Source organism: Ruegeria sp. B1 (assembly GCF_056535885.1).
This window is the reverse complement of sequence record NZ_JBQFJA010000001.1, coordinates 20,778-43,967: the sequence shown is the minus strand read 5'-3', so window position 1 is coordinate 43,967 and position 23,190 is coordinate 20,778. Positions and strand designations below refer to the sequence as shown.

Here is a 23,190-nt window from a genome sequence, read left to right as displayed (position 1 = left end):
CCTGCACAACAGGTCCTAGAGCAGAAGGTAACATCATGACGATTTCAAAGTTTATTCTGGCGGCTGGACTGTGTTCGGTCGTGACGCTGGCGGCCTGTACGGACCCCGGCACGCTGAGCGTTCAGAACGATCCCAACCAGAACGCCAAACAGGGCGCACTGCTGGGTGGTCTGATCGGGGCGGGGGTTGGCGCGGTCGCCAACGATTCTGACCCGCTTCTGGGCGCACTGGCAGGGGGCGCCATTGGCGCGGCAGGCGGCGGTCTCATCGGCAACCAGCTGGACCGGCAGGCGGCCGAACTGCGGCAGCAACTGGCCAATGACGGGATTACTATCGTGAATGCGGGCGACCGCCTGATTGTCACGGTGCCGAATGACATCACTTTTGATACCGACAGCGCGACCGTCCGCCCGGCGTTGCGGGCCGATCTGGTCAAAGTCGGCCAGAACCTCGTCAATTATCCCAATTCAAACGTTCAGATTATCGGGCACACCGACAGTGATGGCGATGCGGGCTACAATCTGGGCCTCTCGGAGCGCCGCGCCAATGCGGTGGCCGACATCCTTCAGGCAAATGGTGTGAGCTTTAACCGCATCACCACGATCGGTCAGGGTGAAAACAATCCGGTGGCAACGAACCTGACACCCGAGGGCAAGGCCCAGAATCGCCGCGTTGAAATCGTAGTCGTGCCAAGCGGCAACGCCTGATCCCAACAGACTTACCATATTGGAACCGTCGAAAGACGGTCCCAATCTCGCGCAATGTCTGTACGATAAACAGGGTTTGGATTGGGAAGATGTCGGTCTAGTTATTGGGAGACTGAAAAACGGAGTTTCCCCTGATGTCCGAACCGACCCTTCTTGGCCTGTCCGGGTCTTTGCGCCAAAATGCCACCAACCGCAAACTCGTGCGCGAGGCGGCTCGGCTGTTTGGCCCCGCCAGCTTTGTCGAGGCGGATCTGAACATACCCCTGTATGATGGTGACGTTGAAGAGGGCGAAGGCATCCCCGCCGCTGTTCACACACTGGCGGACCAGATCGCACAGGCCGATGCGGTGATCATCTCGACTCCGGAGTACAACAAGGGCCCGTCAGGCGTTCTGAAAAACGCGCTGGACTGGGTCAGCCGGACCAAGGGCAATCCGTGGGCGGACAAACCCCTTGCGGTCATGTCCGCTGCCGCCGGCCGCGCCGGTGGCGAACGCGCTCAGATGATCCTGAGATCCTGCATGGTGCCGTTTCAGCCGCGCATTCTGCAAGGGCCGGAGATTCATATTGCAAGCAGCTCTGACGAGTTTGACGAGCACGGCAAGCTGATCAACGAACGGTACGAGAAGTCTCTGCAGACATTGATGCAAAAACTTCGGGCTGAGGCCGGTTTCTAGACCTAAGCTGTTGGCATGACGCACGAAACACAGGCCGACACTATGGATCCCGCACTGGCCATCGCGTTTCAGGTGGCCCTCGGTCATCGCCCGACGATCACCCGTGGGGCGCCTTTGCCGCCTTTTTTTCACCAGCTGTACTTCTGGGCCCCACACGCACCTGACGCGTTGGAGCGGGATAAATATCCAAAGGTCGGCGGAACTCTGAGCCTCGACATGGGTTTGCCGCGCAGGATGTGGACCCACGCGCCAACCTAGCCTAGGTGTTTCTGCATCGTGATCGAGGTTGTCCGATCATAGCCGGGATGCGCGGTCTCACCGGATTTTCGAAAACCCATACGGCCAAAAGCCGAGTGGTTTTCTACAAGCTCGACCCGCGTCTGCAGTTCCAGAACCTGCAGACCCATGGCTGCGGCCCGCATTTCGGCCAGGTCCACTAAGCGTCTGGCCAGCCCCAGCCCGCGGCGGTCTTTGTCCACAGCGAGTTTGCTCAGATACATGCAGCCGGGTTTCGGCGTCAGAAACACCACGGCATCAGGCCGGTCTCCAATGACCCAGATTTCACCTTGCCGAGCCTGTTGGCGCACGTCCGACGTGGACAAACGATGCATGGACGAGGGCGGATTGATCCGACCCTCCATAAAGGCAAAGCTATCGCGGATCAGCGTCAGGACCCCGGGGATTACAGGGCTATCCGGTGCTAACCGGATAGGGGTCGTGTCGGTGCCTGTCACAAGGACGCCTCGGGCTTGAACTCTTCCGGAATCATGTCGCGGTCTTCCAGAACAAGATCGGCCATGACATCGGCCACTTTCGGTGCCATGCCAAACCCGATCTTGAAGCCACCATTGGCGATAAACTGATCCGGATGCAGCGGGTGCGCACCCAACATCGGTGCGCGGCTTTTGCTGCGCGGACGAACACCGGCCCAGCGTTCAATCACCTCGGCGCCGTGCAGCACCGGCACGGCGCGCATCGCTTTGTCGATAACGTCATCCAGAGCGCTGTCGGTACTGGCTGGATCGTCGTAGTCCCGCTCAGATGTCGACCCGATGGCCAAGGTTCCATCGGCGTGAGGCACGATATGGATTGCATCGGTGAAGAGTTGCGGGACGTCGCCCGCGTCAAAACGCAGCAAGGCCGCCTGTCCTTTGACGCCGTTGCCAACGGTCTTGCCCAAAGCCCTGTTCAGTTCATCCAACCCGGCAAGACCGGTAGCATGAACGACGCGGCCTGTCTCCGGCGCGTCTGCGACGACATCAACGCCCATCACGGACAGAGCCGCGACCAGCGCTTGACAGGCACGACGTGGATGCATCCGAGCGGTCAAGGTATCGTGGATCAGATACCCCGTCGGGCTGGGCGGATGCCATGCGCCTGCCTCGGCCTCTTGGATCACGCGCCAGTCGGCCCGACCCTGCCACAGCTCCTGCGCCGAGATTTGACGCTGCCGTGCCATGTCTAGACTGTGTTGATCCGGGACCGGCTGAATGCGGCCCAGCCGTCCATACCCTGAAGAGACACCACCGGTCGCCTCGACCTGAGCCCAGAATGGCTCGGCCATGATCAGGCTCTCGAACTGGAACGCTTTCTTTGCATTCCAGTTTTCTGGCACATGTGGCGCCAACGCGCCAACAAGACCCCCGCTGGAGCCTTTACCGGGACCATTGGGATCGACGACAGCAACCTTTGCGCCGCGCCGCGCACAGGCCCACGCAATGGACAGGCCAAAAATCCCCGCACCGCGCACCGTCACATCGACCATTGCCAATCCCCTTATCCTTGTTCAGTGTCGCGCCGCTTAGCTACAGGATTCCCCGATGGCAGACCAGCATGCCCGTTTGACGTGGACGGATGATGAGATACCGGTCTCAGACCGCTTCGATGATCCGTATTATTCGCTGCAGAATGGGTTGGACGAAACCCGGCACGTTTTTCTGGCCGGTAACGATCTTCCCAAGCGGTTTGCTCCGGGATTTCATATCGCTGAACTTGGGTTCGGTACCGGGCTGAATATGCTGACCGTCTGGTCCGAATGGGAAAAGTCCGGCCAGTCTGGACCGCTGCGTTTTACCAGCTTTGAGGCTTTTCCAATGTCTCACGGCGACATGGACCGGGCGCTGGCCGCTTTTCCCCAACTCGCGCCGTGGAGAGACCGGTTTCTGACACACTGGACCAGGGGCCGTTGCACTCTTGAAACCCTAGATTTGAACGTTATCGAGGGGGACGCGCGCCAGACACTTCCAAGCTGGAGTGGCGCGGTCGATGCCTGGTTCCTTGACGGCTTTTCACCGGCCAAGAACCCTGAGCTTTGGGGCGTTGAACTGATGCTACAGGTGGCAGATCACACAGTGCCCGGTGGATCGGCCGCCACTTATACAGCTGCGGGGTTTGTAAGGCGGGGTTTGGAGCAAGCCGGTTTTACAGTCAGCCGAGTGGCTGGTTACGGGCGCAAGCGTCACATGACCAAGGCGATCAGGACATGACGCAGCAGAACAATATACGCGCCGGCATTGCGCTGATGATCGCTGCAACGGTTGTTTTTGCATTGCAGGATGGCATCTCGCGGCATCTGGCGGCGACCTACAACACCTACATGGTTGTGATGATCCGGTACTGGTTCTTCGCTGCCTTTGTCATCGCTCTGGCTGCGCGGGCACCCGGGGGTGTGAAGGCCGCTGCCCAAACCAGCCAACCGGGCCTGCAGATTTTTCGTGGCGTACTTTTGGCCGCTGAAATCTGTGTCGCGGTCTTTGCGTTTACGATCCTTGGGCTGATAGACACGATGGCCGTTTTTATCTGCTACCCGCTACTGGTGGCCGCGCTCAGTGGGCCGGTTCTGAGGGAAAGAGTCGGCTGGCGGCGATGGTCCGCAATTGGCGTCGGGTGCATTGGTGTCCTGATCATTCTCCAGCCGGGTGTGGGCGTCTTTAACCCATGGGCCATCGTTCCCCTGATATCGGCGCTGATGTTCGCGCTTTATGGATTGCTGACCCGATATGCCGCGCGCCGCGATAGTGCGGCCACAAGTTTTTTCTGGACGGGGATCGCCGGTGCTGTTGCGATGACCCTGGTCGGGATGTGGTTTTGGGAGCCGATGGCCAGCCGCGACTGGGGTTGGATGGCGGTTCTTTCTGTGTTTGGCGTTTTGGGCCACTGGTTACTGATCAAATGCTATGAAATGGCCGAGGCCAGTGCCGTGCAGCCGTTTGCCTATTTTCACCTCGTTTGGAGCGCCATTCTGGGCATCTCGATCTTTGGCGAATCCCTGCGGCCAGAAGTCGTGCTGGGGGCCGCTCTGGTTGTCGCGGCCGGATTGTTCACCTTATGGCGCGAACGCAGCCAGAGTTGACCCGGTCAGTTCCTGCGAGAACGGAACCGGCAACGCCGGCTGTCCCAGACGGGAGCGATATACAGGCAGGCTCTCAGCGACCCGCATCACGTAATTGCGCGTTTCGCTGAATGGGATGGTCTCGATCCAGTCCACCACATCGACTTCTCCTGCGCGCGGGTCTCCGTACCGCTCCATCCACGAAATCGGGCGTCTTGGTCCCGCGTTGTATCCTGCGGCCATCATAACAATGTTGCCGTTGAAATCTGCCGCCAGTCCCGAGAGATAGCTGGCCCCGAGTTTCGCGTTGTATTGCCAATCGGTCGTCAGCCGCCCTGTCTGATGGCGGCTGAGAATCCCCAATTCCTGCGCGACCAGCTTGGCCGTTGCGGGCATGACCTGCATTAGCCCTCGCGCGCCTGCGCCGCTGATCACCACTGGGTCAAACTCGCTTTCGCGGCGTGCGATGGCCAGCGTCATTTCCTTGGCCATTGGCAGGCCCATATCGGCCACGGGATGCACCGGGTAGTAAGCTGCCGGTAAAACGGTTCCCTTGGTTGCAGCACGTTTGGCGATCATCACGGCAAGATGCGGTTCTTTCAGCTCAATTGCCAGATCGCCCAGTTGGTTGGCCTGCACCGGGTCAAGGCCTTCCACCAGGTGCGTTAAAAATCGTTCCGCCAGATTGTCTTCGTCCGCTTTCAACAACAGCAGACCGGCTTCTAACACGCTGGAATTGGCAAACGCAGCCTGTTTCCAATGCGGCGCTCGACGGGGATTGGCCAATTCGGTGTCAAAGGGTCGCCCGATTTGCTCGGCTGCCAGCAAACCGTAGAAAGAGGTTTGGTGGTCGGCCCCCTTGGCATAGGCTTCGTAGGCTTTTTCTGCTTCGCCCTGCGCAGCGTAGGCGCGGCCCAGCCAATAGCCTCCGCGGCCTTGCGAGATGGGCGATCGAACGGCGGCGGAGAAGTTTTTGAAATGCCGTGCGGCGGTTGCCGGATCATCCAACCTGCGCAACGCCAAAAACCCGGCCAGCCATTCCAGATCAGCATAGCCATACCCCATTTCAGGCGTCATATGATGGTTCGCTGCAATGTCGTAGGCGCGAGACGCGCTACCATTGCGCATTTCGAGCCGCGCCAACCTGCGCCGTCCTTCGGCCCATTTGTCGGGCTCGCCCAACGCATCCGGTCCGGTTGACCGCGCCAGCATCAGATCGATCGCACTGTCGTCCAGTTCTTTCCTGTCGCGCCAGACGAAACGGTCGAAGGCCAGCCCCGGTGCATCGGCCTGAGATTTTGGCACAGCGGCAACCTTGCCATCCACGCCGGGTTCGCGCTTTTGCAAAGCAATGCGCGCCTCGGCAAGCTTTCGTTCATCAGTGCTGACCAAAGGCAACATGCGACCCGCACTGATCAGATGACCGTCCCATAGCATCCGGTCCAGCCGGGCGGCATGATGCGGCTTGAGCAGGTTTCCGAAGTTTTCCAGATAGTCTTTTTGCAGCCCCGAGCCCATCGGCATCGTGCGCCATGCGGTGACGATGTCCGCCTGCGCTTCGCCCTGTTGGCCTTTGGACATCAACGCAACGGCATAGTTCAGCGCCCCTTCGGCCGTTTGCGGCGGCAATTCACCAAAAAATTTCAATGCGCGATCGGGATCAGCGCCAGTGAAAGACGGCTCGCTTTTGCGGCGCAGCCAGGCCAGTCCGGGCCAATCCGGACGGCGTTCCAGAAACACCAGAACATCGCCCGAGCTTCCGAAACCTTCGCGCAGCCAGTGCCAGACAATAATGTCGCGCGACACGGATCCGCGTGCGCCCGAGACCCGCAACGCCTCGTTCCAATCACCTTTGCGCATCTCGTTCAGACCAGAACGCAAATCCGCCGCAGCATCCGCTTTTACAGCTTGCGGCTGAAACGCTGCGCACAGAATCAGTGTCATCATTAAGGCTAGAACGCGTGTCATCCCTTGCAATTCCTGACCAACCAAGGATAGAGCCTGTGAGGATAAACCTTGCGCCGCCGGGATCAACTCACAAACCCAATATCGTGACGGACTGGTGCGCAAAAAACAGCATACTGCACCTTAAGGAGCGCTCCATGTTCACAGGCTCGATGCCAGCTCTCGTCACCCCGTTCCGCAACGGCGAGTTGGACCTGGACACGCTCAAACATCTGGTAGAATGGCAGATACAGGAAGGCTCAACCGGTCTGGTCCCGGTGGGGACAACGGGCGAAAGCCCGACCCTGAGCCACGAAGAGCATGAAACTGTAGTGGAACAGGTCGTGAAGGCCGCAGCCGGTCGTGTGCCGGTCATTGCAGGGGCAGGCTCGAACAACACGGTTGAAGCTGTGCGCTTTGTCCAGTTTGCCCAGAAGGTTGGTGCCAGTGCGGCTCTGGTCGTGACGCCCTATTACAACAAACCGACGCAGCGCGGGCTGACCCAGCATTTCACAACCCTGCATGAGTGTGCCGAAATTCCGATCATCATCTACAACATTCCGGGCCGTTCGATCATCGACATGACGCCTGCGACGATGGCCGGATTGTCCAAACTGCCGCGCATTGTCGGTGTCAAGGACGCCACTGGTGATCTGGCGCGCGTTAGCCAACAACGCGCCGCGTGCGGTTCGAACTTTTGCCAGTTGTCTGGCGAAGATGCCACGGCGCTTGGCTTTAACGCGCATGGTGGGGTTGGGTGTATCTCGGTCACGGCCAATGTCGCCCCAAAGCTCTGTGCTGAATTCCAGCAGGCGACGCTGGCTGGGGACTACAAGACGGCGCTGCAGTATCAGGACCGCCTGATGCCGCTGCATGAGACGCTCTTTATCGAACCTGGCCTCGTGGGCGCGAAATACGCCCTCAGCAAGCTGGGCAAATGCGACGAAGAGGTGCGCTCGCCCCTGACCGCACTGGAAGACAGCACCAAGTCGGCCATAGATGCGGCCATGGCCCACGCCGGGCTGGTGTGAACCAAGACCTTCGGGCCCATTGCATTTCGTGGGCCCGCTAAGCCAGAAGATGCTCCAGATGGCGGGTCTTGTCGGGATTTCGAACCACGTAGATTGTAGCAATCCGGCCGTCTTCGACCCCGAGCGATGTGGCTTGCACGATCCCGTCAGGCTCTCGGTTGATGATGGCGGGCTGTCCGTTCAAACTGCACACCGCCCAGGATGCAGCATGTTCGGATCCTGCCTTTCGCGCCAATCCGGCGAAGAATCGGATGACCTTGTCCCGTCCGTAAATCGGATTCAGGGTGGCCAAAACTTTGCCACCGCCATCGGAATGCAGGCGGACGTCTTGTGCCAATAAATCAGTAAGGCCTTGGGTGTCGCCGCTTTTGGCTGCTTGGAAAAACGCCCTTGCAAGATCATCGCTGAGCGCTGGGTCGACATTCGAACGCGGCTTGGCCTGTTCGACATGCTTGCGCGCCCGGCTGACAAGCTGTCTGCACGTGGTTGGGCTTCGATTCAGGGCTTTTGCCAGGTCGTCATAGGTTTGATCGAAGATATCGTGCAACAGGAATGCGGCGCGTTCCAGCGGCGACAACCTTTCCAATGCCATCAAAAGAGCCACCGAGACGTCACGATCCAGTCGCTCGGTTGCGTCTTCGGTGACAAGTGGCTCGGGCAGCCACTCGCCGGGATAGGTTTCTCGAACGGTGCGTGCCGCGCGCAAATGATCCAGGCACAAGCGCGTCACGACGCGGATCAGAAACCCGGTTTCATCGCGTACGATGGCAGGGTCGACCCGTCGCCAGCGTAGATAGGCATCCTGTACGATGTCTTCGGCATCGTTGACCGATCCGAGCATGCGATATGCAACCGCAAAAAGACGCGGTTGCATATCGACGAAGGCGGTATCGCCGGGCTTTGATCCGGGCCGGGTCACGCGGCCGATGCCGTGTTGGAAACCGGGTGCGGCACGTCGAATCCGATGGCCAGACGGTTCCACGCGTTGATGGTCGTGACGACAAGTGTCAGCGCCACCTGATCCTCTTCGGAAAACTGCGCTGCGACTTTTGTATAAGTGGCGTCGGGAGCGCGGCTGGTTTCGATCCGAGTGAGATCCTCTGCCCAGGCCAGAGCCGCCTGTTCGCGTTCCGAGTAAAGCGATGATTCACGCCACGCGTTCAAAAGATGTAACCGGTCTTCGGTTTCACCACTCGCACGGGCGTCGTGGGTGTGCATGTGAATGCAGTAGGCGCATCCGTTGATCTGAGACACCCGCAGCTTCACGAGCTCGATCAGGCTGTGCTCCAGCCCTGACGCCATAAGGAGGTCTTCCATATCCAGCATGGGCTGCATCAACGCGGGGGCGACGGAAAAGTGATTGATCCGAGGGGACATTGCGTACTCCTGTTTTTGATTTGTACAGAAACAGGACGCACGAACCACCGTGTTTGTGACACGGTGCCAAAAAGAACTCCGGAGAAAACTCGGATTTTTGAGGCGTCAGCGTTTTCCGTAATACAGGCCCACGACATGTTCGGCCTGCGCAAAAAACAGCCAGCGTGAGACCAGAACGCCCGCCAGATGTGACAATACGGCAAGCAACGCAAAGACATGTTTGACCACGAAACCCTCGACAGGTGTCAGGATCAGCACAAGGGGTAGGGCAAACGCCAGGACGAATGAGATGACACGCAGTTTCTGTGCGTGCTTTCGCCCAACCACATGTACGAACTCACGAAGCAGGTAGTTTGTTCCGGTGTGCGGCGGTTCGAATGCGCGCACCGCTCCGCGATCCCCCAATCCGGTGGCGGTTGCCATATTTGTTCCGGAATTCTCCAACGCCCGGTCGCCCTTGGCCCAATAGGCCAATTGCGCCACCCCAGCGATCAACAACAGCCAGGGGGCAAGGTTTTCAGCACCTGCTAGAAGGGCACCCCCTGCCAGGCTGAAAGATAGAAAGACAAGCGGCGTCAGGCCCATGTTCCAGCGCGGCACGGTCTTGAGCTGTGTGTAGATCATCGAGGTTGTGAATACGGTGGCCAGGCAGAGCAACGCACCAACCCAGCCCAAAAGCGCCCAATGGCTGTTCAGGAAGACCGCGCCAAGTGCATACAGACCCATGATGACGAGGGCGGCGACGGCGCAGATACCTTCTCGGCTGAGCCAGCTCGATTTCCACTGGCTGAAAGCCTTCCAGGCACGTTCCGGATGACCCAGATGAAAGGTCGATGCCAGAAGGCCACCGACTGCCAGCGCGTAGGCAATGGCATAGAATACAAAGGCAACCACCCCGGTGACTGCGGGCTGACCGAGGCCGAGAAAGAACAGCAGGCCAAAACCCAATCCGGAAAACGTGGTGAATATGATGACTGAAGGGGCTGGATGCATCAGGTCGCGCCTCCGGGCAGTTTGTCGAGAGCCTTATCGAGCCATCCAACAAAACCCTTGGCTTCGTCGGCAACCGGGGTCAACAGCGGCGCGAGGATGTCGATCTGGTCCTCAACCGTGTCCCTTGGCCGGGGCGGCAGGTATTTGTTGACCGGCTTAGTCCCCATCTCAGGCATTAGGTCCATGCCTTCGCGCTCGGCCACCAGCTTGCTGACATCGCTGTCTGGATCACCCAGATCACCGAAGTGGCGCGCGCCGGCAGGACAGGTGCGCACGCAAGCGGGGACGCGATCTACTTCGGGCAGGTTTTCGTTGTAGATGCGGTCAACGCACAGCGTGCACTTTTTCATTACGCCTTCGGCCATGTCCATCTCTCGCGCGCCATAGGGGCACGCCCAGGCGCAGAGACCGCAGCCAATACAATCGCTTTCGTTGACCAGAACGATGCCGTCTTCAACCCGCTTGTAGCTTGCCCCGGTGGGGCAGACGGTAACGCAGGGCGCATCCTCGCAATGCAGGCAGGATTTGGGGAAATGAACCAATTGAGCCTGACCTTGTTCAGGCTGAATTTCATAAGAGTGCACGCGGTTTAGGAACGTGCCAGACGGGTCGGCACCGTAAGCATCCTGATCCGACAGCGGCGCGCCATAGTTTTCCGTGTTCCAGCCTTTGCACGAGATCACACAGGCATGGCAGCCGACACAGGTGTCGAGATCGATGACCAGTCCCAGCTTGCGGTCGGTCGATTGGGGGAGTTGGGTCATTTACCTACCTTCCACGCCAGATCTTTGGGGCCGGTTCCAACCGGCGATTTAATCGGGCCAAATTCTGGCTGGCTTTCCGCGTCACTCGGCGCCTCGGTCTTTTCGATTCTGACCTTCAGGTCGAACCAAGCGGCCTGACCCGTCACGGGATCAGAGTTGGCCCATCGCATCCCGTCACCTTTCGGCGGCAACAACTCATGAATCAGATGGTTCAGCAAAAAGCCTTTGGTGGCCTCGGGGGCGTCATCCTGCAAAGCCCATGCGCCTTTGCGCTTTCCAATGGCGTTCCATGTCCAAACGGTGTTGTCGTTCAGCGCTGCCATTTCCATGACCGGTACGGTAATTTCTCCGTGCGGAGAGCTGACTTTGGCCCAGTCACCATCCTTCAGCCCGTGTTCGCGCATCAGCTTTGTCGGGACATAGAGCGGATTGCGACCATGCAATTGCCGCAGCCATGCGTTCTGCGTGCCCCAACTGTGATACATGGCCATCGGGCGCTGGGTCAGTGCGGTGATGGCGAAGCCCTCATTGCCTTGCTGATCGGTTTCGTACCAGATCGGCAGCGGGTCCATGGTTTCCTTGATCCGCTGACGCAGATGGTCGGGTGGTTGACGGTCGCCATAGCCTTCGGCGGCTAGTTGGAATTTCCGCATAGGTTCCGAATAGAGTTGGAACAGATAAGGTTGCGGACTGTCATAGATGCCCATGCCAACCGCCCAGTCCTGATAGGCGGCATTCCAGGGTTTGTAGTAATTCGCGCCTTCCGGAATGTGCGCGACGTAGAACCCGCCGTTTTCGATGTAGCGATTCAACTGGTCTGGGTTGACTTCGCCGCGCCCTTCCTTGTCGCCGTTTTCGCCCCTGAAACCGGCCAGAGGGCCAATACCCGGTTTGCGCTGATGATTTACGATATAGTCGGCGTAATTCTTCCACTTTGGGCTGCCGTCCTCGTTGGTGAAGCCCGGCAGACTCATGCGGTTGGCCAGTTCGATCAGCACCGATTGAAAGCCGCGCACATCGCGGTCGGGCTCGATCACGGGCCAACGAATTGCGTCGGCGGCGGCATCGGCCTCGCAAATCGGGCGGTCGAGCAGCGAGATGCAATCGTGGCGTTCCAGATAGGTCGTGTCGGGCAGGATCAGGTCGGCATAAGCAACCATCTCGGACGAGTAGGCGTCCGAATAGATGATATGCGGGATGACGTATTTGCCGTCTTCGTTGCGGGCGGTCAGCATCTCCATGACACCCTTGGTGTTCATGGTCGAATTCCACGACATGTTCGCCATGTACATGAACAGCGTGTCGATCTTGTAGGGGTCACCCGCAGCCGCGTTCGAGATCACCATGTGCATCAGCCCGTGGGCCGACATCGGGTTTTCCCAGGTAAACGCCTTGTCGATCCGCTGCGGCGTACCGCAATCGTCGAGCAAGAGATCCTCGGGTCCGCGTGGGAAGCCCAAGTGCGGACCTTCCAGGGGCGTCCGGGACGCCGGTCGCCATGTGGGGTCGGGTGCGCTTCGACCGGTTTGGGATAGGGGGGTTTGAACCGAAAGCCGCCCGGAACCTCAACCGTTCCCAGCAGGATCTGCAGTGTGTGCAAGGCGCGGCAGGTCTGAAACCCGTTGGCATGGGCCGAGATACCGCGCATCGCGTGGAAGCTGACCGGGCGGCCGATCATCTTTGCGTGTGTTTCACCCCGGAAATCTGTCCATTCCTGATCTATCTCGAACGCTTCGTCAAAAGCGACGCGAGCGATTTCAGCGGCGATGGCGCGGATGCGTTCTGCGGGAATACCACAACGATCTGCCACGGCCTCGGGCGCGTGCGCGTCATCAAGATACTTTTCAGCTATCAGGTGAAAGACCGGGCGGTGGGTGACACCGTCCTTCTCGTAAGTCGCAGCCAGATCCGGGCGCACGCCGGGTTTGTCAAAGGCGGTGGGTTCGCCCGTCACGCGGTCGATCACCAGTGGCTTGCCGTCTGCGTCGCGCAGGAACAGGCCGTTTTCCGGACCTTCGGCGGCGTTTACCAGAACAGGTGCATTGGTGTAGCGGCTCAGGTAATCAAGGTCGATCTTGCCGGCCTTCATTAGCACGTGGATTAGCGACAGGATGAACAGCCCGTCTGTGCCAGGTGTGATCCCGACCCAATCATCTGCCACGGCATTATAGCCTGTACGGATCGGATTCACCCCAATCACCCGGGCGCCACGTGCCTTGATCTTGCCAATGCCCATCTTGATCGGGTTGCTGTCATGATCCTCGGCCACGCCGAACAGCATGAACAGCTTGGTATGGTCCCAATCGGGTTGCCCGAATTCCCAGAATGCACCGCCCATCGTGTAGATGCCGCCAGCCGCCATGTTGACCGAGCAAAACCCACCATGGGCTGCATAGTTTGGCGTGCCGAAATTCTGAGCCCAGAACGAAGTGAAACTCTGGCTCTGATCGCGCCCCGTAAAGAAGGCCAGCTTTTGCGGAGCCGTTTCGTGCAACTCGTTCAGCCAGCCAACAGCCGTACTGATCGCTTCTTCCCACTCGATCTCGCGAAACTCGCCCGACCCGCGCGGGCCGACCCGGCGCAGGGGTTTACGCAGCCGCGACGGTGCGTTGACCTGCATGATCCCGGCCGAGCCCTTGGCGCACAAAACGCCCTGGTTCACCGGGTGATCGCGGTTGCCTTCGATATAGGCAACCTTGCCGTCCTTCATGTGCACGTTGATGCCGCATCGGCAGGCGCACATGTAGCACGTTGTGCGACGAATCTCGTCAGACACTTTGGGTGATAAGTCAACTTGCGGCTGCTGGTTCACGTAATCCCTCCCCTAGGCTCTATACTTTAGAACCGTCCTCCCATTTAACAGGTGCAGTACATCCCGGGCAATCTGGGCCTCTTCATCAGCCGGTACGATGTGCACGGAAACTGGTCTCAGAAAGGACAGATAATCCATTATTCTGTCGCGGATTTGAGGGGCGTTTTCACCGATACCCCCGGTAAAGGCGACGGCGTCCAGACCGCCTAGGGCCACGATTGCGCTGCCTGCGTGACGCGCCGCCCAGTAGCAAAAGTGATCGACAGCAAATCGGGCGTCTTCATCATCCCGCTGCAGCAGATCGGCCATATTGTTGGTTCCAGCCAATCCGGTCAGACCGCTGGAAAAGTTCAGTAAATGGTTTGCATCGTCCAGCCCGTGCTCACGCGCCAGCCGCAACACGACCATCCCGTCAATCGCCCCGCTGCGGGTCCCCATTGTTAACCCGTCCAGAGGGGAATACCCCATGCTGCTGGCAACACTCTTCCCGTTTCGAATAGCGCAGAGGCTGGATCCGTTCCCAAGATGCAGGCCTAGCAACCGCTCGGGCAGGTCATCGCCCAGATACTCGACCATGGACGCATAGCTGAGCCCGTGAAACCCGTAGCGGCGAAGCCCTTTATTGCGTTCTTCGATCGGAATGGCATAGGCGACAGATACAGCGGAATTGTCGGCATGAAACGCGGTGTCGAACGAGCCGAACTGAGGCAGATCCGGCAAACGGTCCGCCAGAACGCGGATGGCTGACAGGTTGTGTGGATTGTGCAAAGGCGCAAGCGTCACGCAATCCTCAATCCGTCGCAGGATGTCCGGGGTCAATGCGCTGGGCGCCGTCAGGTCGGCGCCGCCATGCACGATCCGATGGCCGGCAGCGGACAGGTCCGACAGGTTGTATCCTTGTCGGACCAGTCCCGCCAACAGGGCATCTAGCGCGGCGCCGTGATTTTCTGCGGTGATCTGCGATTTTTCGGCACCCAGTTTGATCTGCGCGTCGCCACCGATTTCGCTGACCGAGCCGGACAGGATTGGGGCCAGATCAAGCGTGAAAAGCTTGATTTTGATCGACGACGATCCTGCATTCAGAACGAGGATCATGCCGACCCCCCATTCGCAACAATCGCGCCCAATGCCGCCGAGGCCAGCCGCGCGGCTGACCCCTGAGACCGTGATGTCAGCAGCAGAGGCACTTTTGTGCCCATGATCAGACCACCCGCGCAACAGCCCATCCCCAGCACCATCAGTTTGACCACCGCGTTTCCGGTTGTGATGTTGGGCGTCAGAATAATGTCTGCGTCTCCGGCCACAGGTGTTTCAACCCCTTTGATATCGGCGGCCTGACGCGACAGGATGAGGTCCATGGCGAGCGGACCGGCCACATCTGCACTGGGCAGACCGGTTTTGGCCCATGCCGCGATTTCCGCAGCTTCCATGGTGTTTTGGATAGTGGGTGTTGGATCTTCGCTGGGTGCCAGGATAGCGGCCTTGGGACGCTCGATCTCTAATAGATGCGCCATATGAACTGCGTGGGCGAGGCTGGCTTGGCGTGTCTCGACACTCGGATCGACGTTTAACGCGGCGTCCGTCAACAGGATCGGACGATCAGATCCCGGCGCCGTCATATGGAACACATGCGCACACCGCACGCCGGGCGCGCGAAGTCCGGCGGCAGTCGGCAGCAAGCCCTTCAGAAAGGTGGAGGAATGAATCTGCCCCTTCATAATGGCATCGACGTGGCCGTCGCGCGCCAGGCGTGCCGCTTCGGGCGCTGCGGCGTCGTGCGGGGCGTCGATGACCTGAATACCTGTCAGATCAAATTCGATGGATTCGGCGGCTTGGGTGATTTTTGCCGGATTGCCGATCAAAACAGGCTCGGCCAGATCCGCTTTGGCCGCTTCCTGAATACCTGCCAAGGCGGTCGCCGAACTGGCGTTGACCAGCGCCACACGCGGTGTCCGCAGATTTTGCGCTTGTCGGAGCAGTCGTCCGGAAACGGTTGGAGATGTTTGTGAGAGAAAAGGGAACATAGGTCAGCTCATGTCGTTTTTGGGATAAAGCACGGCATGTAACCAATAACGTTCCTGTTTGACATTTACGATAAGTGCGGGCCTGACGTTTCGTCACGCCCGCAGCAATTTTCAGTTTTACTGCGCTGCCATGTCGGCCGCTGCGATCCCAGCAACTTTGACTGGTTTTTTCATGGCGTCGCGGCGGAAGGGTTCCCCGAGTTCCTGGTTGATCATGGCTTCGATCAGGGTTGTGATACCGTTTTTCTGGTCCGCGATGGCCTGGTTCAGGGCGGCGGTCAGCTCGTCCTGGGTGCGGGCCACGACACCTTTGAGGCCGCAGGCTTGGGCGATCCCTGCATACGAGACCTGGGTGTCCAACTCGGTACCCACGAAGTTGTCGTCGAACCACAGGGTCGAGTTACGCTTTTCCGCGCCCCACTGGTAGTTGCGGAAGACGATCTGGGTGATAGCGGGCCATTCCGAACGGCCGATGGCGGTCAGTTCGTTGACCGCGATGCCAAAGGCACCGTCGCCGGCAAAGCCGACAACCGGCACGTCCGGCTGGCCGATCTTGGCGCCGACGATGGCCGGCAGGCCATAGCCGCAGGGGCCGAACAGGCCGGGGGCCAGATACTTACGGCCCTCGTCAAAGTCAGGATAGGCGTTCCCGATGGCGCAGTTGTTGCCGATATCGGACGAGATGATTGCCTCGCGCGGCAGTGCCTGCTGGATCGCGCGCCACGCCATGCGCGGGCTCATCCAGTCCGGTTTGGCGTCGCGGGCGCGCTGGTTCCAGGTGGTGCCGGGATCGTCTTGCTCATGCGTCAGCGAGGTCAACTCCTGCGCCCAGGCGGATTTCTTCTGCGCGATATTGGCCTTGCGCGCGTCGCGTCCGGCATTGCCCGCATCGTCGGACAGCTGGCGCAGGATGCCGTTTGCCACCTTGGCCGCATCGCCGACAATACCCACGGTGACCTTTTGGTCAGGCCGATCCGGTCGGGGTTGATGTCGACCTGGATGATGGTGGCATCCTCTGGCCAGTAGCTCATGCCATAGCCGGGCAGGGTCGAGAACGGGTTCAGCCGGGTGCCGAGCGCCAGCACCACATCGGCTTCCTTGATCAGCTCCATCCCGGCCTTCGAGCCGTTATAGCCCAGCGGGCCGGCAAACAGCGGGTGGTTGCCGGGGAAGGCGTCATTGTGCTGATAGCCCACGCAGACCGGCGCATCCAGGCGCTCGGCCAGCGCGATCGAGGCGTCGATGCCGCCCTCGGACAGCACGACGCCGGCACCGTTCAGGATGACGGGGGTCTTGGCCGTCGACAGGATCTCGGCGGCTTTGGCCACCGAATTCTCACCGCCCGGGCTGCGCTCGAACTCAATCGGATCGGGGATCTCGATGTCGACGACCTGGGTCCAGAAATCGCGCGGGATGTTTAGCTGCGCCGGGCCCGACAGGCGTTTGGCCTGGGCGATCACGCGGGTCAGAACCTCGGCGACGCGGGTCGGATCGCGGACCTCTTCCTGATAGGCGACCATATCCTCGAACAGCTTCATCTGCTCGACTTCCTGAAAGCCGCCCTGACCGATGGTTTTGTTTGCCGCCTGCGGTGTGACCAGCAGCAGCGGCGTGTGGTTCCAGTAGGCGGTTTTCACGGCGGTCACGAAGTTGGTGATGCCGGGGCCGTTCTGCGCAATCATCATCGACATCTTGCCGGTGGCACGCGTGTAGCCATCCGCCATCATGCCCGCGCTGCCCTCATGTGCGCAGTCCCAGAACATGATCCCAGCGGTCGGAAACAAATCCGAAATCGGCATCATCGCAGACCCGATGATCCCAAACGCATGCTCAATGCCGTGCTTCTGCAATACCTTTACAAAGGCCTCTTCGGTCGTCATCTCCATCTTTGTGTACTCCGCGCAATTGGGGTTGCAGCCAGACGGGCAGTCCAGCCTTTGACTATGGTTTTCGCCGATGGGGCAGGTCCGCGTTAGGTCCAAAACGAAATGCGGATTATGTCCAGATACCGGCTACCCGGCGCGAATAGCATCCGCAATCAGCTTTATGCCGGGTGCAATGCGATCGGTCGATATGGACGAGTAGCCAAGGCGGTAGAAATTCTGGGGCCGATGGGGCCCCGAAAAGAACGATGCACCCGGCTCGATATGGACACTTTGGTTTTGCAGCTTTTGCGCAAGTAAAGTCGCGTCGACATGTTCAGGCGCGGACATCCACAAAGACGAACCGCCCATCACACCGCGCCCGGCCACAGTCAGTCCGTTTTCATCTATGGCTGCGTCCATCGCATCGCGACGTTCTCTTAAGGCTTGGGACATTCGCCGGATTTGGGCATCGTAGTGGCCCAGAGACAGGAAATACGCCGCCGTGCGTTGGATATGGCCAGGAGGATGGCGCAGCACGAGGGAACGCAACGCCCGGGCTTCGCGTATGAAAGGTTCGGACCCAACCATGTACCCCAGACGCAATCCCGGGAACAGAGATTTCGAGAAACTGCCCACATAGATCACCCGGCCGTCACGATCCATGGATTTGAGCGCGGGCGATGGCGCACCCAGAAAGGCCATTTCAAACTCATAGTCGTCTTCGACCACCATGGCGTCCAGTGCGCGCGCGCGGTCGAGCAATTGTTTGCGGCGATTGACCGGCATGGTTGCAGTTGTCGGACTTTGGTGACTGGGTGTGGTAAAGATGACGTCCGTGTCGTCACGCAGCGCATCAGGCGGCAATCCATCCCGGTCCACGCTCAAGGGCGTTACCTTGCAATCCCAGTGGTTTAGAAGACTCCGCAGCGCATAGTAACAGGGGTTTTCGATGACAGCTGTGCGATTGTGGGTCAGCAAGATACGCGAGGCCAGCCAAAGCGCGTTTTGTGCCCCGAGCGTGATCAAGATCTCTTCGGGGCGCGCTGCGATGCCACGGCGGGGCAGGGTGTGCCGGGCGATGAACTCTACCAGCAACGGGTCATCCTGATCCACGTAGTCGCCTGTCAGCGAGTCGAAATCCTTGTGCCCCAATGCACGAACCGCACATAGCCGCCAGTTGGCGTGGTCAAATAGAGTCCGGTCTGCCTGTCCGTAAATGAAGGGATACCTGTATTCGCGCCAGTCGCTGGGTTTTGGCAATACATCCGAATCCAGAAAACGCCGCGCCAGCGCTTTGTCCCAGTCCACTGTTTCTGTGCCGCGTTGCATCGGTGAATACTTCGGAGGGACCGGCGCGTTTTGTGAAACATAATACCCGGATCGGCCTTTGCGGTCAGATAGTCGTTGGCCAGCAATTCAGTGTAGGCCAACGTGACAGTGATCCGGCTGACCCCAAGATGGGCGGCCAGTTTGCGCGAAGAGGGCAGTTTTTCTCCGACGTGAAACCGGCCCGACAGGATGCCCTCGGCGATCATCTGTTGGATCCGCGCCTGCAGCGTGCCTTGCCCGTTCAGTTCAAGAAAGAATGTGTCGACCGATATTCCCATAGGGTCTTATAGGTTGGACTTATAAGATGGGCAATCTGGACTTACGAAACTGCTGAAAAATCATGCGGACCGGAGTTGACCAAATGGATTACATGGATTAAATAACTATAAATCTAGTTTAATGGAGTTAAAGAGATGTGGGAAACAGCGGCTGCCGGGTTTTCAGCTATGGGGTCGGAAGCCCGGTTGAAAGTTCTGAAAACGCTTGTTCGTGCTGGTGAGGCAGGATTGACGGTTGGCGAGATCCAAAGCCGGACAGGGATTGCCCCGTCAACACTGGCTCATCACCTGCGGTTTTTGGCGGCAGGGGGTGTGGTCGAGCAAGAGAAAATCGGGCGCAGCACGATCAACCGCGCCTGCTACGACGAACTTGAAAACCTCGCCCAGTTCATTCTGAGTGAATGCTGCGCGGACGAGGTTACAAAGGCTGCGAACGATGGCTGAGCTGACACAAAATCCCAGACCCTTAAGCAAAGGCGCGCTTGACGTGATCAAAACACCGTGGGCTTTGATCGTAGCGATCCTCGCCGCTGTTGCGGTTCTGGACCCCGGCAACTGGATCGAAGTCGTCACTTTTGCGGCCAAGGCGCTGGCCCATACCGGTCAGTACATACTGTTTGCCGTTCTCCTGCTGTCCTATCTCAAAGCCACGGGTGCCGAGGTGATGGTGGCCCGGGCGTTTGAGGGCCGCGAAACACGGATGATTCTGCTGGCCGCGTTGTTTGGAGGTTTGGCCCCGTTTTGTTCATGCGAGGTCATACCGTTTATTGCCGGGTTGCTGGCCTTGGGCGCGCCGCTGTCTGCCGTCATGGCTTTTTGGCTCAGTTCGCCCTTGATTGATCCGCCAACGCTGCTCATTACGGCTGGGGCCTTGGGTTGGCCGTTTGCTGTTGGTAAAGCCATTTCCGCCGTTGCGTTGGGACTGTTCGGCGGGTTCGCCGTTCGGTTTCTGATGCGGCAGGGAGCCTTTGCCCAACCTTTGCGCGAGTATAAGCCTGCAGGGTGCTGCGGCTGTGAACCAAAACAAGAGGACAAGCCGGTTTGGAAATTCTGGCAGGAACCTGAGCGTCGTGTGCGTTTCCGGGCAGAGTTTGTGCAAAATGGCCTGTTCTTGCTGAAGTGGCTGGCCCTGGCCTATGTGCTGGAAGCGCTGCTTGTCAGCTACGTTCCCGCAGACCTGATTGCAGGCGCGGTCGGGGGTGAAGGTGTCGTACCGATAGTTGTCGCCGCGCTCGTCGGGATGCCCGCATACCTGAATTCCTACGTTGCACCGCCCCTGCTGGCCGGTCTGATGGAGCAAGGCATGAGCGCGGGGGCTGCCATGTCGTTCATGGTGGCAGGGGCCGTCAGCTCAATCCCGGCAATGGCCGCGGTCTGGTCCTTGGTCAAACCGCGCGTCTTTGCAACCTACCTGACGCTTGGCGTCGGTGGCGCGATCATCACTGGCATCCTGTTCCAGATGATCTAAAACCAAACCGTCCGGTGGCATCGTCGGACGGTTTTTCTAAGCAATCTGGACCTCAACCGGTGTCGCAGAACCTTGGCAGTTTGAACCGGTAGCGCGGTTCGCCACTTTCGACATACACCCGCTTTTCAACACAGGCACTGGTGCCGACCGTCTGTGAAATCGGAGCTTCGGTCGACGTGATCGATGTGGCGGTTCCATCCGGCAAGCGAACAGATGCGATCACCCCGTTTTTGAGATCTCCGTTGATGGCCGTCGCAGACAAGACCGGCACGGTCATGAACGAATGATGTTCGTGTTCGCCATCGTCGCCCAGCAAGAACAGGCTGGTCACGATCACGATCATGAACGCGCCGCCCGCCAAACCCAGCCCCCATGTTTTCAGGAAGGCGTAGATCGAAACGGCAAGGTGGGGGCCAAAAATGGCGGACAGAAAGTTCAGCATGGGTGTCCCGTAGAAAGGACCCGACCCGGTCAGGTCAGGGTCACCATTACTTTAGGGGCGTGGGTCATCCTCGCCATCGTCTTCACCGCCGCCCTTGGGCAGGTTGAAAAAGCTGTCGGCATCCACCATCGGCTCGTCTTCTTTCTCGTCCGCCGGTTCATCCGACAGTGAAAATGTTTCCAGACCTTCGATGGCGGTCGGAATCTTTGGCGCCGCATCCATTTCGAGCGATTGCTCGGTCGATACCAGCTTGCGGCGCTCGTCGTCGCTCATCACGCCGCCCTCGGCGGCTTTCTTCGCGGCGGCCTTTTGCACGATCATGTCCAGCTCGGACTGCTTGCATAGGCCCAGCGCAACCGGATCGATCGGCTGCATGTTCGAGATGTTCCAATGGGTCCGTTCGCGGATTGACTGGATGGTGGGCTTGGTCGTGCCAACCAGTTTTGCGATCTGCCCGTCGCTGAGTTCAGGGTGGAATTTCACCAGCCAGAGAATCGAGTTCGGTCGATCCTGTCGTTTGGACAAGGGCGTGTATCGCGGGCCGCGGCGTTTCTCTTCGCCGGTTGCCGCCGGATTGAACTTCAGCGACAGCTTGTGCAGCGGGTTATCCTGCGCCGTGTCGATCTCTTCTTGCGTCAGTTGGTTGTTGGCGATTGGGTCGAACCCTTTAACGCCAGCGGCAACGTCACCATCCGCGATGCCCTGCACCTCCAACTCGTGCATGCCTACGAAATCCGCGATCTGCTTGAAGCTGATCGTGGTGTTGTCCACCAGCCATACGGCTGTCGCTTTGGCCATCAGGGGTTTTGCCATCAGCCCGTCTCCTTCGAATACATGTGTCCCGTCGCCGGAATTCGGCGGCCCCTTTATCTTGGGGCAGGTTTCCGTTGTCGGGGAACTTGGGCCGTATATAGTCGCGCAAAGGCAAGAAGGGAAGAGGCGAATGCGCTGGGTTGTTTTGTGGGTGTTGAGCGCAATGGCAGCACTGGCCGATGGTGAGAAGGCCGGTGAATTCGACTATTATGTTCTGTCGCTCAGCTGGTCGCCAAACTGGTGCGCGCGCGAAGGGGATGCCCGGGGATCGGACCAATGCGATGCACGGTATGACCATGGATGGGTGCTACACGGGCTTTGGCCACAATACCATCAAGGCTGGCCGGCCTACTGTCCCACGTCCGAGGCACCACCGACTCGGCGCATGACCCGCGAAATGGAAGATATTCAAGGCAGTTCCGGCCTGGCCTGGCACCAGTGGAAAAAGCACGGCACCTGCACGGGACTGAGCGCGCCCGACTATCTCGCGCTGTCACGCCGGGCGTATGAGGCCGTTCAGCGACCCAAAGTCTTTCGCATGCTGGATGCGTCGGTGCAACTGCCTGCATCGGTTGTTGAGGAGGCCTTTCTGAAGGAAAACCCGGTGCTGGAGCGGGATATGATCACCGTGACGTGTAGGCAGGGCTATATTGAAGAAGTCCGCCTGTGCCTCTCCCATGACCTAGAACCAGTTCCTTGCGGTCGTGATGCCATAAAGGATTGCAGCGCCAAAGACGCTCTGTTCGATCCGATTCGTTAAAGCTCACGGTTCTGGCACTCGCGGGCATATTCCAGCGCCTTGGCGGTGCCTTTCAGATCAATCGCCATCACCACCTCACCCGCCGGGTTGTAGACAGTCAGCGTCTTGTTCTGCGCAATCGCGTTGACGAAACTCCGGTCGGTGAAAAACACGGTGGCCCCCGGAACGTCGCGTTCATTGAACCCGATGGCAGTAGCGTCATAGCTCTTACCGTCCAGTTCGAACCGGATCGGATAGCTTTCACCTTGTTTAATGTCGCCCCAGGCCTTGTTGTAAACGGCGAAGTACCCCCGATTGTCCAGCGCGTCATAGCCCAACCGAACGACCGACAGATCCTGATACACCGTCTGGATCAGGCACCCGTTTCCAAGCGCAGGGTCCATCATGATGTTCCAACCTTCAACAAAGCCCTTGTCGATCAGCTCCTGCGACAGAGCGGAGGTTGCAGTGACGGCTGCGAAGATGAAGGCGAGAAGGCGGGTCATAATTAAGCTCCCAAAACAAATACTTGAGTTTGCTTGTCTCTAACCTAGTTCGGCGCGCCATCAAAGGCACCAGTTCTCTTAAGCCTACAG

The 23,190-nt window shown here is 59.1% G+C and carries 21 protein-coding genes and 3 pseudogenes; 9 read left to right on the top strand and 15 right to left on the bottom strand.

The genetic code is table 11. The features are described 5' to 3' along the window. Positions 1-35: 35 nt before the first annotated feature. The 3 genes from ACR3ES_RS00225 (at position 36) to ACR3ES_RS00215 (ending at position 1,642) form a co-directional block, all read left to right on the top strand. Complete coding sequence (locus ACR3ES_RS00225; protein ID WP_170431081.1) at positions 36-707, top strand: YiaD family glycine zipper/OmpA-like lipoprotein; 672 nt, start codon at positions 36-38, stop codon at positions 705-707. Between the two features lie 134 nt (positions 708-841). Next, positions 842-1,384 carry an NAD(P)H-dependent oxidoreductase gene (locus ACR3ES_RS00220; protein WP_170431083.1) on the top strand — a complete coding sequence of 181 codons (543 nt, stop codon included), beginning with the start codon at positions 842-844 and terminating at the stop codon, positions 1,382-1,384. Positions 1,385-1,399: 15 nt separating this feature from the next. Further along, a complete protein-coding gene (locus ACR3ES_RS00215; protein WP_170431084.1) occupies positions 1,400-1,642 on the top strand; it encodes a hypothetical protein in 243 nt (80 codons plus the stop codon). On the opposite strand, the gene ACR3ES_RS00210 is transcribed toward ACR3ES_RS00215, so the two are convergent. Both ACR3ES_RS00210 and ACR3ES_RS00205 read right to left on the bottom strand, forming a co-directional pair. Beyond that, positions 1,639-2,118: a GNAT family N-acetyltransferase gene (locus tag ACR3ES_RS00210; RefSeq protein ID WP_480424564.1), complete on the bottom strand. Its 480-nt coding sequence runs from the start codon at positions 2,116-2,118 to the stop codon at positions 1,639-1,641. The two genes, ACR3ES_RS00215 and ACR3ES_RS00210, sit on opposite strands and share 4 nt — an antisense overlap. Further along, entirely contained in the window at positions 2,115-3,149 is a 1,035-nt protein-coding gene (locus ACR3ES_RS00205; protein WP_170431086.1) for an NAD(P)/FAD-dependent oxidoreductase, read from the bottom strand. The genes ACR3ES_RS00210 and ACR3ES_RS00205 overlap by 4 nt, the downstream gene beginning before the upstream one ends. Before the next feature lie 55 nt (positions 3,150-3,204). Here ACR3ES_RS00205 and mnmC2 point away from each other — a divergent pair, with 55 nt between their 5' ends. Together mnmC2 and ACR3ES_RS00195 are read left to right on the top strand one after the other, a co-directional pair. Continuing rightward, on the top strand, positions 3,205-3,870 hold the full coding sequence (gene mnmC2, locus ACR3ES_RS00200) for a tRNA (5-methylaminomethyl-2-thiouridine)(34)-methyltransferase MnmC2 (RefSeq protein WP_170431088.1): 666 nt from the start codon (positions 3,205-3,207) through the stop codon (positions 3,868-3,870). Next, complete coding sequence (locus ACR3ES_RS00195; RefSeq protein ID WP_170431090.1) at positions 3,867-4,736, top strand: DMT family transporter; 870 nt, start codon at positions 3,867-3,869, stop codon at positions 4,734-4,736. The genes mnmC2 and ACR3ES_RS00195 overlap by 4 nt, the downstream gene beginning before the upstream one ends. On the opposite strand, the gene ACR3ES_RS00190 is transcribed toward ACR3ES_RS00195, so the two are convergent. Continuing rightward, positions 4,710-6,683 (bottom strand): lytic transglycosylase domain-containing protein, encoded by a 1,974-nt coding sequence (locus ACR3ES_RS00190; protein WP_170431092.1) that lies wholly within the window; start codon positions 6,681-6,683, stop codon positions 4,710-4,712. The genes ACR3ES_RS00195 and ACR3ES_RS00190 overlap by 27 nt on opposite strands. A gap of 134 nt (positions 6,684-6,817) precedes the next feature. On the opposite strand from ACR3ES_RS00190, the gene dapA reads away from it, so the two are divergent. Beyond that, positions 6,818-7,690: a 4-hydroxy-tetrahydrodipicolinate synthase gene (gene dapA / locus ACR3ES_RS00185; RefSeq protein ID WP_170431094.1), complete on the top strand. Its 873-nt coding sequence runs from the start codon at positions 6,818-6,820 to the stop codon at positions 7,688-7,690. A gap of 37 nt (positions 7,691-7,727) precedes the next feature. Here the strand turns inward: dapA and ACR3ES_RS00180 are convergent, their stop codons facing one another. From ACR3ES_RS00180 to pdxR, 9 genes and pseudogenes are all read right to left on the bottom strand, one after another. Further along, entirely contained in the window at positions 7,728-8,609 is an 882-nt protein-coding gene (locus tag ACR3ES_RS00180; RefSeq protein WP_480424563.1) for a sigma-70 family RNA polymerase sigma factor, read from the bottom strand. After that, entirely contained in the window at positions 8,606-9,067 is a 462-nt protein-coding gene (locus ACR3ES_RS00175; RefSeq protein ID WP_170431096.1) for a carboxymuconolactone decarboxylase family protein, read from the bottom strand. Before ACR3ES_RS00175 ends, ACR3ES_RS00180 begins: the two co-directional genes overlap by 4 nt. 105 nt (positions 9,068-9,172) lie before the next feature. Further along, entirely contained in the window at positions 9,173-10,060 is an 888-nt protein-coding gene (locus tag ACR3ES_RS00170; RefSeq protein ID WP_170431098.1) for a DmsC/YnfH family molybdoenzyme membrane anchor subunit, read from the bottom strand. Next, positions 10,060-10,824: a 4Fe-4S dicluster domain-containing protein gene (locus ACR3ES_RS00165; protein WP_170431100.1), complete on the bottom strand. Its 765-nt coding sequence runs from the start codon at positions 10,822-10,824 to the stop codon at positions 10,060-10,062. Before ACR3ES_RS00165 ends, ACR3ES_RS00170 begins: the two co-directional genes overlap by 1 nt. After that, positions 10,821-13,567: pseudogene (locus ACR3ES_RS00160) on the bottom strand (molybdopterin oxidoreductase family protein). Before ACR3ES_RS00160 ends, ACR3ES_RS00165 begins: the two are co-directional and overlap by 4 nt. Before the next feature lie 81 nt (positions 13,568-13,648). Then, positions 13,649-14,731, bottom strand: coding sequence for an acetate and sugar kinases/Hsc70/actin family protein (locus tag ACR3ES_RS00155; protein WP_170431104.1), 1,083 nt, complete (start codon positions 14,729-14,731; stop codon positions 13,649-13,651). Beyond that, positions 14,728-15,660 carry a phosphate acyltransferase gene (locus ACR3ES_RS00150; RefSeq protein ID WP_170431106.1) on the bottom strand — a complete coding sequence of 311 codons (933 nt, stop codon included), beginning with the start codon at positions 15,658-15,660 and terminating at the stop codon, positions 14,728-14,730. Before ACR3ES_RS00150 ends, ACR3ES_RS00155 begins: the two co-directional genes overlap by 4 nt. 117 nt (positions 15,661-15,777) lie before the next feature. Continuing rightward, positions 15,778-17,546 (bottom strand): annotated as a pseudogene (gene xsc, locus ACR3ES_RS00145) (sulfoacetaldehyde acetyltransferase). 126 nt (positions 17,547-17,672) lie between these two features. Further along, positions 17,673-19,132, bottom strand: a pseudogene (gene pdxR / locus ACR3ES_RS00140) (MocR-like pyridoxine biosynthesis transcription factor PdxR). A 135-nt stretch (positions 19,133-19,267) separates the two neighbouring features. On the opposite strand from pdxR, the gene ACR3ES_RS00135 reads away from it, so the two are divergent. Both ACR3ES_RS00135 and ACR3ES_RS00130 read left to right on the top strand, forming a co-directional pair. Further along, entirely contained in the window at positions 19,268-19,576 is a 309-nt protein-coding gene (locus tag ACR3ES_RS00135) for a winged helix-turn-helix domain-containing protein (RefSeq protein ID WP_170431113.1), read from the top strand. Then, a complete protein-coding gene (locus tag ACR3ES_RS00130) occupies positions 19,569-20,600 on the top strand; it encodes a permease (protein ID WP_170431115.1) in 1,032 nt (343 codons plus the stop codon). Before ACR3ES_RS00135 ends, ACR3ES_RS00130 begins: the two co-directional genes overlap by 8 nt. A gap of 52 nt (positions 20,601-20,652) precedes the next feature. On the opposite strand, the gene ACR3ES_RS00125 is transcribed toward ACR3ES_RS00130, so the two are convergent. Both ACR3ES_RS00125 and ACR3ES_RS00120 read right to left on the bottom strand, forming a co-directional pair. Beyond that, a complete protein-coding gene (locus ACR3ES_RS00125; RefSeq protein ID WP_170431117.1) occupies positions 20,653-21,042 on the bottom strand; it encodes a hypothetical protein in 390 nt (129 codons plus the stop codon). A gap of 51 nt (positions 21,043-21,093) precedes the next feature. Further along, positions 21,094-21,855 (bottom strand): cell cycle transcriptional regulator TrcR, encoded by a 762-nt coding sequence (locus tag ACR3ES_RS00120; protein WP_170431119.1) that lies wholly within the window; start codon positions 21,853-21,855, stop codon positions 21,094-21,096. A 130-nt stretch (positions 21,856-21,985) separates the two neighbouring features. Here ACR3ES_RS00120 and ACR3ES_RS00115 point away from each other — a divergent pair, with 130 nt between their 5' ends. Next, positions 21,986-22,615 carry a ribonuclease T2 gene (locus ACR3ES_RS00115; RefSeq protein ID WP_170431121.1) on the top strand — a complete coding sequence of 210 codons (630 nt, stop codon included), beginning with the start codon at positions 21,986-21,988 and terminating at the stop codon, positions 22,613-22,615. Here the strand turns inward: ACR3ES_RS00115 and ACR3ES_RS00110 are convergent. Beyond that, positions 22,612-23,100: a hypothetical protein gene (locus ACR3ES_RS00110; RefSeq protein WP_170431123.1), complete on the bottom strand. Its 489-nt coding sequence runs from the start codon at positions 23,098-23,100 to the stop codon at positions 22,612-22,614. The genes ACR3ES_RS00115 and ACR3ES_RS00110 overlap by 4 nt on opposite strands. Positions 23,101-23,190: the final 90 nt, after the last annotated feature.